Here is a 12746-nt window from a genome sequence, read left to right as displayed (position 1 = left end):
CCAACTTTAGCCTAACATAGGTTTAATTACCCACAAAGATTTTGCACCACTATAATGTACCATAAAGAAAATGGCGTTTGAATATTTTATCCCTTTTGTAATGAAAATGTATTATTTCTCTACGAATTGTTACATAAATCTTATATTTGATAATCTTATTCTCACTCCTTTTATTTTTAAATTAGGAAGTATTATCCTTATTATTTTGTTTTAAATGAGTATTTAAACATATTTCTTTTTACTTTTTCAATATTTCGATAAAATAGAGTAAGAGACGTATACTAGTTGATTGGAGCGATTGATTTGAGTGATTCACAGACCACTAAGATAGCTAAAGCAAGACAGCAAAAAAAGAATACAATTCGGAAAATAACCGCCCGAATTGTTATGGTTGCCATAGGTGCTATCATTATGGCATTAGGACTAGAGCTATTTTTAGTACCCAACCACATTATGGACGGAGGAATCGTTGGTGTTTCCATTATTACCTCGCATTTATTAAGCTTACCCCTAGGTATTTTCATCTTCGTTTTAAACTTACCTTTTATCTTTTTAGGCTATAAACAGATTGGTAAAACATTTGCACTTTCTACAGGGCTTGGCATCACAGTGCTCTCCGTAACCACAATCTTCTTACATAATCTTGAACCATTTACAACAGACACTTTACTTGCGACAGTTTTTGGTGGCATGATTTTAGGTATTGGTGTCGGTATCGTTATACGTTACGGTGGTTCTTTAGATGGAACTGAAATTTTAGCCATTTTATTTAATAGAAAATCTCCATTCTCAGTCGGAGAGATTATTATGTTCTTCAATGTACTGATTTTTACCATTGCAGGTTTTGTTTTCACATGGGAGCAAGCTATGTACTCTATCATTGCCTATTATATAGCCTATAAAATGATTGATATTGTTATACAAGGGATGGAAGAGTCAAAATCTGTTTATATTATCAGTGATGAAATTGAAGAAATTGGTCAAACTATTATGGATCGACTTGGTCGTGGGGTTACTTTTCTTCACGGGGAGGGGGCCTACACAGGCAACGACAAAAAAGTTATTTTTACCGTTATTACACGCTTGGAAGAATCAAAATTGAAAACAATTGTTGCGGAAATAGACGACCATGCATTCCTTGCAATAGGGAATATTGCAGAAGTTAAAGGTGGCCGCTTCAAGAAGAAGGATATTCACTAAAAAGCACAGCTTGGACAAAAGAGAAAAAGTGTTAGATTGACTCAGGAACTGACCCCAATAGGTATAGACAAATAAAAAAAGCATCTTCGATTGAAATTCGGGTATAGATACTTAAATTTCAATTTGGAGGTGTTTTTTCTATGGGAACAAGAGTGAGTTATCCCTATGAAGTAAAAATGAAAGCGATTAAGATGCGATTAGCGGGTGTACCTGTCAAACAGATTCTATTGGAATTAAATATACGCCATAAAACACAGGTCGAAACATGGGTGCGTTGGTATAGAAATGGTGAAGTCAATCGTTTGAAACAACCTGTAGGCAAACAATATATCTTTAATAAGGGTCCTGAACCGGACAATGAACAAACGAAATTAGCATTGGAAAACCGTTATTTAAAGCAACAAATTGAGGTGCTAAAAAAGTACGCAGAGTTGGAGAGGAAGTGGTTGGAGAAGTAGCAGTACAGTTAGTTGCGTCACTAAGAAGCATGATGTCTGTAAAGGACATTTGTAAACACTTTGGGATTGCACGATCTACCTACTATCGTTGGAAACAGGCATCAACCGATGCAAGGTCTCGTCAAGCAATAGAGAGACGTATCGGTGAACTCTGTCGAGCAAATAAATTTCGCTATGGCTACAGAAAAATTACAGCACTCTTACGTCAAGAAATGTGCGTCAATCATAAAGTGGTTCAACGTATCATGCAAAAATATGGTTGGCAATGTCGCGTGAAAGTGAAAAAACGGAAACGAACAGGACAACCTTATGCAATCGCAGCAAATTTATTAAATCGCGATTTTGAAGCCACCGCACCGTTACAGAAGCTCGTAACTGATATTACTTACTTGCCATTTGGTCAAAAACAGTTGTATCTTTCAAGTATTCAAGATTTATATAATGGTGAAATTATTGCCTATTCGATTGGAGACTGCCAAGATACTGATTTTGTGCTGGATACATTAGCTCAACTTCATCATTTGCCCGAAGGGTGTACGTTGCACAGTGACCAAGGGGCGGTATACACATCGTATGATTATCAACAGGCCGTAAAAGCAAAAGGCATTACCATGAGCATGTCCCGTAAAGGTACGCCCGCTGATAATGCCCCAATCGAATCGTTTCATTCTGTGTTAAAGTCTGAAACATTCTACTTAGACAATTTGAACAGTACTACGACGGCCATCGTAGAACAAACTGTCAAAGACTATATAAACTATTATAACAATAACCGAATTCAAACGAAACTAAACAACCAGTCGCCGGTTCAATACCGACAACTGGTTGGGTAATGCTTTTTTGATTACTGTCTTATATATCGGGGTCAGTCCCTCAAATCAATCTAACACTTTTTACTATGTCCGTTGTTGTCCGCTACGGCGGACGCTTTCCGCGGGCACACCGTAAGCCGCAACCCTCGCTGTCGCGCGGCTTGTTGCGTCTTACGTGCTGTGCGTTCCCGCAGGAGTCGCCCGCCTTCGCTACCAACAACTATAAGGTTCCATTCATTTTAAACAGTGGAGATTTACGAATACCGTTTTCCCTCTTTTTAAAATTGATCCTCGTCTCTTGATTATGCTTCCCAAATGTCTACTAATACATTTGTTTGTTCACGACCAGGACCGACAGAGAAGGTAGCAATTTGAATGCCCGTTAATTCACTTACACGTTCTACATAGCGTCGTGCATTCTCTGGTAACTCTTCTAATGTGCGGCAGCCTGTAACATCTTCTGACCAGCCTGGAAGCTCCTCATAAATAGGTTCACATTGTTCAATAATATGAAGATTTGCTGGGTACTCTGTAATTGTTTCATCTTTATATTTATAAGCTGTACAGATTTTTACAGTGTCTAAACCTGATAAAACATCAATTGAATTTAATGCTAAATGCGTAATACCACTTACACGGCGTGAATGGCGAACGACAACTGTATCAAACCAGCCTACACGACGAGGGCGTCCAGTCGTTGTACCATATTCGCGACCTACTTCACGAATTTGCTGACCAACTTCGTCAAATAATTCAGTTGGGAATGGGCCATCTCCTACACGTGATGTATAGGCTTTACATACTCCAATAACACTTGAAACTTTTGATGGGCCAATACCTGCACCAATCGCTACACCACCAGCAACAGGGTTTGAAGAAGTAACAAATGGATAAGTCCCTTGATCGACATCAAGTAAAATACCTTGTGCCCCTTCAAATAATACTCTGCCACCTTCATCTAATACATCATTTAAAATTTTTGAAGTATCTGTAACATATTTTGCGATTTCTTGTCCATAACCGTAATATTCTTCGAAGATTTCTTCGAATGTTACACCTTCCACTTCATAAAATTTCTCGAACAACTTATTTTTAATTGCTAAATTATGACGTAGTTTTTCTTCAAATACTTCTTTATCTAATAAATCAGCCATACGGATACCGATACGTGCTACTTTATCTTGATAGCAAGGTCCGATACCTTTACAAGTTGTACCGATTTTGTTATCGCCACGGCTTTCTTCATCTGCGATATCTTGTTTAATATGATATGGTAAAATGACATGGGCACGATTTGAAATTCGAAGATTTTCTGTATTGATGCCTCGTTCCTGCAGTCCTTTTAATTCTGTTACAAGTGATTTTGGGTTAACAACCATCCCATTTCCCATTACAGATGTTTTTTCTTTGTAGAAAATACCTGATGGGATTAAATGTAACTTATATGTTTCACCATTAATTTTAATGGTATGTCCAGCGTTATCGCCACCTGCAAAGCGGGCAATAGCATCTGCCTTTTGTGAAAGGAAATCTGTAATTTTACCTTTACCTTCGTCTCCCCACTGTGTTCCTACAACTACAACTGATGTCATAATCAGCACCTCCGTTAGATACGTATTGTATCTCATTAATCAAGCCGTAAATTATTGTAACAATGTTAGAAACAACTCGTCAATAAAAAAATAGTTAAAAACACGAACATAAAATCAATTACTATGATTTAACGTTCGTGTTTAATGACGGAATGGTATGAATATTATCTCATTTATAGATAAATATTACTAATCACGTGGTGGCGGTGGTGGCATTTGTGACCAATCCACGTTTATAAATTTATTGAATTCCTTTTTAAAAGCAAGTGTAACTGTTCCTGTAGGACCGTTACGCTGTTTAGCAATAATAATTTCAATCATATTTTTACTCTCGGACTCTTTATCGTAATAGTCATCACGATATAAGAAGGCAACAATATCGGCATCCTGCTCAATACTTCCTGATTCACGTAAGTCACTCATCATTGGTCGCTTATCCTGACGTTGCTCCACACCACGCGAAAGCTGTGATAGTGCAATTACTGGTACCTTTAACTCACGCGCTAATCCTTTTAATGAACGTGAGATTTCTGATACTTCTTGTTGACGGTTCTCTCCAGGCTTCCCACTACCCTGAATAAGCTGTAAGTAATCGATTAGAATCATTCCAAGTCCATGCTCTTGTGCTAAACGTCTACACTTTGCTCGAATTTCATTGATACGGACACCTGGCGTGTCATCAATAAAAATACCTGAATTCGATAAACTTCCCATTGCCATCGTTAGTTTACCCCAATCTTCGGTAGTTAAAGCACCTGTACGTAAAACTTGTGCATCAATATTTCCTTCGGCACATAGCATACGCATGACAAGCTGCTCAGCACCCATCTCTAATGAGAAGATGGCAACATTTTCACGTGCTTGTACAGCTACACTTTGTGCAACATTTAACGCAAAAGCCGTTTTCCCTACAGAAGGTCGTGCCGCAACAATAATCAAGTCATTGCGTTGGAAACCTGCTGTAATATGGTCTAAATCACGGAAACCTGTTGGAATACCTGTTACATCGCCCTTACGTGATTGAAGCTGCTCGATATTATCGAATGTCTCGACTAAAACATCTTTTACATGTTTAAAGTCGCCAGCATTTTTGCGGTTGGCGACCTCCATCATTTTCTTCTCTGCTTCGCCGAGTAATGCCTCTACCTCGTCCTCACGTGTGTAGCCATCTTCAACTATTTTTGTAGCTACACGGATTAAACGACGTAATAACGCTTTTTCCTCAACGATTTTGGCATAGTGAGCAACGTTTGCTGCCGTAGGGACAGCATTGGCGAGCTCTAGTAAATACGATAGCCCGCCAACATCCTCAATCTCTTTTTTTGCTGATAATTCCTCAGTAACTGTTACAACATCTATCGCTTTTCCTTGATCACTTAAACGCAACATGGTCTCAAAAATCTTCTTATGCGCGTTTTGGTAAAAATCATCAGCTAACAGAATTTCCGATGCTGTGATTAGTGCCTGTGGTTCTAGAAAAATTGCACCGATAACCGATTGCTCCGCTTCCCGGTTATGCGGTGGAACGCGGTCTATCATCGGTTCGTTCATGGATAGTCGCCCCTTATTCTTCCGTTACTTGTACTTTTAATGTCGCTGATACTTCGTGATGTAGTTTTACAGGTACATTTGTAAAGCCTAGTGCACGGATGCCATCAGGTAAAGTCATTTTGCGTTTATCAATTTTAATGCCATGTACTTTTTGCAGTGCTTCTGCAATTTGTTTTGTCGAAACTGAACCGAATAAGCGTCCACCATCTCCTGATTTTGCTTTTAACTCCACTGTTAATGCTTCTAGCTTTTCTTTTAAAGCTTGTGCTTCAGCTAATTCTGCTGCTGCGTTTTTTTCTTCTAGTTTCTTTTGACCTTGTAATTGGCTCATTGCTTGTGCATTTGCTTCTGCAGCATAACCGTTTTTAATTAGGAAGTTTTGTGCATAGCCATCTGCTACATTTTTTACTTCCCCTTTTTTTCCTTTACCTTTAACATCTTTTAAAAATACTACTTTCATAATTCAGAACTCCCTTCGAGTACCTCATATATGGCCTCTTCTAAATATTTTTTTACTTCACTAATGGAAAGTGCTTCAATTTGGCAAGCAGCATTTGTTAAATGCCCGCCACCGCCGAGCCTTTCCATGATAAGCTGTACATTTACTTCTCCTAATGACCTTGCACTAATACCAATTTTACCATCAGCACGATGCGCAATGACAAAAGATGCGTTTACATCTTTCATCGTTAGTAAAATATCTGCCGTTTGCGCGATTAATACGGAATCGTAAATTTTTGAATCTTCACCTACGGCTAGTGCGATGCCAGGCTTCACGAATTTCACAGTTTGCACAATTTTCGAACGTTCAATATACGTATTGATGTCTTCTTTTAGAAGTCTTTGTACTAAAACTGTATCGGCTCCATTTGTTCGTAAATAAGAAGCTGCCTCAAACGTGCGGGCACCTGTACGAAGTGTAAAACTCTTTGTATCTACAATAATCCCTGCTAATAGCGCCGTCGCTTCTAGCATATTAATTTTTGCCCGCTTTGGCTGATACTCTAATAACTCAGTAACAAGCTCTGCTGTAGACGAAGCATAAGGCTCCATATACACAAGCGTTGGATTTTCAATAAAGTCTTCACTACGACGATGATGGTCGATTACGACTACCTTTTCCGCAAGCTTTAATAAGTATGGATCAATGACTAAATTCGGCTTATGTGTATCTACAATAATAAGTAAGGATTTTTCAGTCATTTTTGTAGCCACTTCTTCTGGCGTTAAGAAGTGCTCGTAGAAATCGGATTTACTTTCAATTTCATTCATTAAACGTGTGACACTACCGTTCAGTTCATCAAAATTAATGACGACATAGCCTTTTACATCATTCATTTGAGCCATTTTGCGAACTCCAACAGATGCACCAATAGAGTCCATATCAGGATTTTTATGTCCCATAACAAACACTTGGTCACTGTCTTGTATTAAATCACGTAGGGCATGTGAGATAACCCGCGCCCTAACACGTGTACGTTTTTCAACAGGGTTGGTTTTCCCTCCATAGAACTTTAGCTTTCCTGTAGGTTGTTTGATGGCTACCTGATCCCCACCACGACCTAAAACAAGATCCAAACTCGATTGGGCTAATTCACCAAGTTCCACTAGTGAAGAAGAGCCAGCACCAACACCAATACTTAGTGTTAGTGAAAGGTTTTTTTGTGCTGTCTTTTCACGAATTGTATCTAAAATAGCAAATTTTTTCTTTTCTAGTTCTGTTAAAATCGATTCATTTAAAACTGCTAAAAAACGATCCGATGAAATTCGTTTGACAAATATTCCGTGCTCCGCTGCCCAGTCATTGACAATAGACGTTACCATCGTATTAGTTAAGCTACGCGGCTGGTCATCCATTGCTTGTGTAATTTCATCATAGTTATCGACAAATAAAATAGCAATAACTGTACGATCTGCAAAGTATTGTTTTTCAATTGCAATTTGCTCTGTAATATCGAAGAAATATAGTAGACGCTCCTCTTCCTTGTAAAAGACACGATATTTACGATCACGAAGCGTAATCGTTGCTTCTTTTGTTTCCTCGGTCTTCATCAGTACGTAGATGTCGTCGGATATATTGACAATTCCTTCACCCACTAATGCCTCATTGTTTAATACATTTTGCATATATGGGTTTGACCACTCAATTTCGTATTCCTCATTGACGAGCAATATCCCAATCGGCATTTCAAGTAATGCCTCTTCCCCAACCTTTTTCATACGGAAGGAAATGGATTCTATATGCTTTTCGGTCTCTTCAAAAGTAGCTTTTTCAATTTTCCATGTGTAGGCCATTAATAACGCAAAGCCTACTCCATAGCCAATACCAATCGCGATATTCCAAATACAAAGAAGCGCGAACGTCACAATGCCAAAAATGGAAAGAACAAAAAGCGGATAGCGGATTGGTCGTTTTCTAAAAGTCCCCATTACTCATCAGCCCCTTATTCCTTAGTCTTCCCTTTCACAAGTGAACGCACGTCGAAACCTAAATCTATAATACCGAGTAAGATAATGAATGATGATAGTGGAATAGCTAAAATGGTAGCTATCCATTTGACAACACTCGGCATTCCTTTCGTCGCAATGAAATAATGAATAAATGATATTCCTTGAAGAATTAATAAAAGCCACAAAATATAAGACACATTTAATACAATAATATCTAGCATAGAGCCCGCTTCTGGACGTATAAATAGATTAATACACAAAATAATCATGTAGTACCATAAAATAGAGCGTGGAAGTCGCATATTTTCATATGCTGGAAATTTTGGTACTGCTAAACCTAATCGTTTTAAAATAGGTAAATTCAATGTAATGATAGTAAATGCTATTAAAAATGCAAAGATTGTTACTGTCGAAGGTATTGTTAGCTCAATTGTGTTAAGCATAGCCTCCATTTGTTCAGGTTGAATAGCGATTTGACCTGTCATACTTTTAGCAAGCTCGTTGGATTGCTCATAACTATCTCGGGCAATGTCCAAGCTCATTTCCATCACGTTAATTCCCGCTAATTGCACATAGGCTAAATAGACAAGTGCTGACGATAAAAGTACCGCGATACCAGATGACATGAATAAATAAAGTTTGCTCTTCTTTAATTGAATTGCATTACCTATGATTACCCCAAGTAACGCCATAATAAAGGCGAATGGTAGCATAAACAGTCCACTCGTTAGCACAGTTAATATACAACCTACAACTGCGACGAGTATTGATGAGGAACGCTTGTAATTTGCGCTATACCAAGCAATTGGTAATGGAGTAAATAGTAAGGCTACTAAAGAAATAATTGGTACATATGCTGAAGCAATCATTAAGATTGTAAACATTGCAACCATCATCGAGCCTTGTACAAGCGCCTTTGTTTGATTATTCGGCATTGAAAACCTTCCTTTTTATCAGTCAAACTTACTAAACTTTATTGTACCATTTTTTCACCTTATTGAACAAAAAACGCTAAGAACGTCTAAAGGCTTTTTGATGAAATAATGACAAAAGTGAAGTTTCCTTATCAAAATAGGATAATGGTATGGAATTTTACTATTTTGGGGCAAAAAAATCACCCCAGATAAAGGCGAAAATAAAAAATGAGTCCGGTACAATACCGAACTCAAAATACCAAAATTCACCGAATAATAGCTACATATCACCCACGGTTTGAGCGTTTTAAAAAATCCCCGCCGAACTCATCCTATATTCTTTATCAGCATATTGAGAACTTAAATGACTATGAGTAGCCATAACGATAGTCGTTCCACTTTCAGACAGCCTTTTAAAAAGGTGAAACACTAAAATTGTCGTATCGTCATCCAATGACCCAGTCGGCTCATCAGCAATCAACAATATAGGCTTTTTAATCAGTGCTCTGATGACTCCTACTCGTTGTCTTTCTCCACCAGATAACTTGTCAATTTTCTTATCAAGTAAATGATTAATTTTTAAACAGGCACTTAGTTCATCGAGATATGCCGTGATTTGCTTTTGATTATAGTTGCCTAATAATAAAGGTACTACGATATTTTCCCGAACTGTAAGGTTGCGAATCATTGGATTGTATTGTGATATGTATCCGATTCGACTGCCTCTTATTTCCGAAAGCTCATTAAGATTTTGGGCATGCATTTCTATACGATCCAAAATATATTTACCACTATCCGCTTTTTCAAGTCCAGCCAATATATTTAAAAGTGTGCTTTTTCCAACGCCACTAGGTCCTTTTATAGAAATGAATTGATTGTTAACAATTTCTAAATTAATGTGATGTAATATTATTTTTTCATTATACGCTTTTACGATGTTATCTAAAGAAATAAAGCTTATGATTTTAATCACCCTTTAACTTTTCAATGATATTCGTCGTTGCTAATAATTGATTCACTAATATATAAACTACGACATAGAATAACAACCAAACCAAGAACCCAGCAATTAATAAAATAGATAGTAGCGTAATGTCTTGCATAAATAGAACGGTGCACAACAATGCCAGTCCTATACTCATACCATTGAGGGTTGAAAATTGGAATTGTATAGTTTTTTTAATTTTATTATTTGTAACCCCACTCATAATGAACACTAAATACGTATCGAATTGTCTTTTTATGAAACTCTTAACGAACAAATAGAAAGCACACAATATGAAAATAAATACAACACCCGATATTGTAAAAATAAGTGTTTGATTGGCATCAACCATTTTGTATAAAAGATTCACTGATAGCGAATTCGCACCAATAATTTGATAATTAGTGAAATTCGTAACTTTTCCTATGTCTGCAACTTCCTTTCTTACCTCAAGCGCGTTTAAGTTGGTCATTAAATAACCACCCATGTTACTTAATAGAAGTGCGCGAAAGAATATTTCATCTACCTCTGTTTTTTGTAACAACATAGAAGGTTGTTCAGAAAGCGACATGGAAGGCAGTAGGATGTAGCGATTGAGCACTTGCTGCGGTTCAAGATTAGTGAAAATAAATGAATTTTCCTTTGCAAAACCGACTACTCGCCCGACAAATTTTTCATAGTAATAATGAAGCTCTAATTGGTCATTTAACTTATAGTATTGACGATAGTCAGAGCCAAGAATGACCGGTATTTCATTTTTTCCTGCTACGTAGACATAAGCAGAATCATCAAATGGCTGTCCTTCCACCAGTTCAACGACATTATAATCAAAAACGGATTTAGTAATTTGAATCGATTTAGTGGATTGATAAAACTGCCCATCGTACTCGTATACATCATTATTGGAACCAAATTCATAGTTGGCGGAGAACTTCTTATCAGGGGGATATTGTTTTAAGCCTATTGGTTGCGATACGGCATTATAAAAGATCAATTTACTATTTTCAAATACCCGGTTATTAAAATCATTGAGTATATCATAGTTTTTTACATCTTTAAAAAATTCAATTTCTCTTTTACCGATTAAATCATCCGTAATCTGATAGATATTGTAGTGATGAAATTTACTTGCTGAACGTATTTCTATTTTTGAAATATTTATATTTACTAACAGTACAAATAAAACGACAGAAAATAGAAATGAAAGTAACCTTAAAAACAACGTAAACCATTTATTATTTTTCAGTAGAAGTCTAGCTGTATTCAAAACGATCTTACTCCTTTTTTAATCAAGGACTTTGTCATGAGCAGACAGGCTAAAAAATACACTATAAATGTTACTAATATATAGAAAACAGATACGTAGTACCACTGATTCCCCCAAATCGAATAGAAATGGTTAAACGCTATTAATGATAAAAATGCCAATAACATGATCATGATGAGCGCAATGAATTCTATTTTAAACACTTTAAGAAATATAAGTTGCCATTTCCCTCCTGCAAAATACAATATTTGAACAATAGATTTTTTACTTTGAATGGCATAAACGACTGAAACAGCTTGTGCAATAATGACAAATAGTAAAGAAATGATTAAGAATCCTTTCAATAAAATATTGGAAGTTAATATGGCAGTTCCTCTATCCTCGTTTTCAAGTAGCTGATAACTCGTATTAGGAAGTATTTTTTCAATTAATTGATGTGGATTGCCACTTTCCACATTGAGAATAAACTTCGTTCCATTTTTCAAGTTGATTTGTTGAGACATGACTATATACCATGCCTCTCTATTTAAGTAAGAGGATGGTGTGTCAAATTGTCCAATAACGAGGCTTTTCATATTTCTTGACAGTACCTCTTCAGGAAAAACATTGCCTGTAATTATATAGTCTGTTGAGCGTGGTTGTTTTTGATAGTTTATAGGTGGCAACTTTACGGATGGATGAATATAAATATATTTTAATTGTGGATTATCTAGTTTATATTGCATTAACAAATACGGTTCTTCTAAGTCAATGTCTAGAGAAGGCTCTTCGGTTTTAATAATGAATTCAACAGCATTTTTACTGATATAGCCATTGTTAATCATATTGGTATAACTAACAGAGTCCAGTATATAAAGCAAGGAAGTGGCGCTAGTAAACAATAGCAACGTTAGTAACAAAAACCTACTAGATACTAAACAGTTTTTCACTTTGTTTTACCTTCATTGTAAGAAAGAGGATGGGACAAAAGAGATCTAAAAGTGCACCTACCAACATCCATTTTGTAGTTTTCAAATTTAACACCTCTTGAATTACAAAATAAATTTTAAAATTTTCAATATTATAATAATTTAAAATATAATTATCTGTCAATATTCTAAATTTAATAAAAATTGATAGTTTTAATAGTGATGTTTATTTAGACATCTATGTAAATCTGCCTCCATTTTTGGGGGTTTGTTCTGTATCGATTTTCAAGGAAATAAAAAAGCACAACAAGGCATTAAACCTTGTTGTGCTCAATCATCTTATTTATCTTCAGATACGAATGGAAGTAATCCCATAATACGAGAAACTTTGATAGCTGAAGTTAATTTACGTTGGTACTTAGCGCTAGTGCCAGTTACGCGACGTGGTAAAATTTTACCGCGTTCAGAGATGAATTTTTTTAATAAATCCACATCTTTATAGTCGATATGCGTAATGTTATTAGATGTAAAATAGCAAACTTTACGGCGTTTGCGGCCTCCGCGACGTGGTGCCATAGTGATGTCTCCTCCTTATAAGTTTATAGTTT

General features: G+C 36.5%; 11 protein-coding genes. 2 read left to right on the top strand and 9 right to left on the bottom strand.

Going from position 1 to position 12746, the window contains the following annotated elements; all coding sequences use genetic code 11:
- The first annotated feature begins 387 nt into the window (after nucleotides 1-387).
- Together LS41612_RS00470 and LS41612_RS00465 are read left to right on the top strand one after the other, a co-directional pair.
- Nucleotides 388-1200 (top strand): YitT family protein, encoded by an 813-nt coding sequence (locus LS41612_RS00470; protein WP_167397278.1) that lies wholly within the window; start codon nucleotides 388-390, stop codon nucleotides 1198-1200.
- Nucleotides 1201-1340: 140 nt separating this feature from the next.
- A protein-coding gene (locus LS41612_RS00465; protein ID WP_105928880.1) for an IS3 family transposase occupies nucleotides 1341-2491 on the top strand; the annotation gives its coding sequence in 2 pieces (ribosomal slippage) (nucleotides 1341-1614 and nucleotides 1614-2491; 1152 coding nt in all).
- A 281-nt stretch (nucleotides 2492-2772) separates the two neighbouring features.
- Here LS41612_RS00465 and LS41612_RS00460 read toward each other — a convergent pair.
- The 9 genes from LS41612_RS00460 to rpsR form a co-directional block, all read right to left on the bottom strand.
- Nucleotides 2773-4062: an adenylosuccinate synthase gene (locus tag LS41612_RS00460; RefSeq protein ID WP_024364654.1), complete on the bottom strand. Its 1290-nt coding sequence runs from the start codon at nucleotides 4060-4062 to the stop codon at nucleotides 2773-2775.
- Nucleotides 4063-4251: 189 nt separating this feature from the next.
- Complete coding sequence (dnaB, locus tag LS41612_RS00455; RefSeq protein ID WP_024364653.1) at nucleotides 4252-5613, bottom strand: replicative DNA helicase; 1362 nt, start codon at nucleotides 5611-5613, stop codon at nucleotides 4252-4254.
- 13 nt (nucleotides 5614-5626) lie between these two features.
- The gene (gene rplI, locus LS41612_RS00450; protein ID WP_024364652.1) at nucleotides 5627-6073 is read right to left on the bottom strand and encodes a 50S ribosomal protein L9; all 447 of its coding nucleotides are present in this window, start codon (nucleotides 6071-6073) and stop codon (nucleotides 5627-5629) included.
- Nucleotides 6070-8043, bottom strand: a complete 1974-nt coding sequence (locus tag LS41612_RS00445) for a DHH family phosphoesterase (protein ID WP_024364651.1) — start codon at nucleotides 8041-8043, stop codon at nucleotides 6070-6072. The genes rplI and LS41612_RS00445 overlap by 4 nt, the downstream gene beginning before the upstream one ends.
- Nucleotides 8044-8057: 14 nt before the next feature.
- Nucleotides 8058-8999, bottom strand: a complete 942-nt coding sequence (locus LS41612_RS00440) for a YybS family protein (protein WP_024364650.1) — start codon at nucleotides 8997-8999, stop codon at nucleotides 8058-8060.
- A gap of 286 nt (nucleotides 9000-9285) precedes the next feature.
- The gene (locus tag LS41612_RS00435) at nucleotides 9286-9951 is read right to left on the bottom strand and encodes an ABC transporter ATP-binding protein (protein WP_051147788.1); all 666 of its coding nucleotides are present in this window, start codon (nucleotides 9949-9951) and stop codon (nucleotides 9286-9288) included.
- Nucleotides 9944-11230: a hypothetical protein gene (locus tag LS41612_RS00430; protein ID WP_024364648.1), complete on the bottom strand. Its 1287-nt coding sequence runs from the start codon at nucleotides 11228-11230 to the stop codon at nucleotides 9944-9946. Before LS41612_RS00430 ends, LS41612_RS00435 begins: the two co-directional genes overlap by 8 nt.
- Nucleotides 11227-12159 carry a hypothetical protein gene (locus LS41612_RS00425; RefSeq protein ID WP_137034864.1) on the bottom strand — a complete coding sequence of 311 codons (933 nt, stop codon included), beginning with the start codon at nucleotides 12157-12159 and terminating at the stop codon, nucleotides 11227-11229. The genes LS41612_RS00430 and LS41612_RS00425 overlap by 4 nt, the downstream gene beginning before the upstream one ends.
- Nucleotides 12160-12477: 318 nt before the next feature.
- The gene (gene rpsR, locus LS41612_RS00420) at nucleotides 12478-12714 is read right to left on the bottom strand and encodes a 30S ribosomal protein S18 (RefSeq protein WP_024364646.1); all 237 of its coding nucleotides are present in this window, start codon (nucleotides 12712-12714) and stop codon (nucleotides 12478-12480) included.
- Nucleotides 12715-12746: the final 32 nt, after the last annotated feature.

The organism is Lysinibacillus sphaericus (assembly GCF_002982115.1).
In the GTDB taxonomy this organism is placed as follows: domain Bacteria; phylum Bacillota; class Bacilli; order Bacillales_A; family Planococcaceae; genus Lysinibacillus; species Lysinibacillus sphaericus.
The sequence above is the reverse complement of the archived record's forward strand: the minus strand, read 5'-3'. Positions and strand labels throughout refer to the sequence as shown.

What these genes read in the sequence shown, in the direction of transcription:
- dnaB (WP_024364653.1), bottom strand. Translation starts at nt 5,613, where the DNA reads ATGAACGAACCGATGATAGACCGCGTTCCACCGCATAACCGGGAAGCG.
- rplI (WP_024364652.1), bottom strand. Translation starts at nt 6,073, where the DNA reads ATGAAAGTAGTATTTTTAAAAGATGTTAAAGGTAAAGGAAAAAAAGGG.
- LS41612_RS00470 (WP_167397278.1), top strand. Translation starts at nt 388, where the DNA reads ATGGTTGCCATAGGTGCTATCATTATGGCATTAGGACTAGAGCTATTT.
- LS41612_RS00445 (WP_024364651.1), bottom strand. Translation starts at nt 8,043, where the DNA reads ATGGGGACTTTTAGAAAACGACCAATCCGCTATCCGCTTTTTGTTCTT.
- rpsR (WP_024364646.1), bottom strand. Translation starts at nt 12,714, where the DNA reads ATGGCACCACGTCGCGGAGGCCGCAAACGCCGTAAAGTTTGCTATTTT.
- LS41612_RS00460 (WP_024364654.1), bottom strand. Translation starts at nt 4,062, where the DNA reads ATGACATCAGTTGTAGTTGTAGGAACACAGTGGGGAGACGAAGGTAAA.
- LS41612_RS00440 (WP_024364650.1), bottom strand. Translation starts at nt 8,999, where the DNA reads ATGCCGAATAATCAAACAAAGGCGCTTGTACAAGGCTCGATGATGGTT.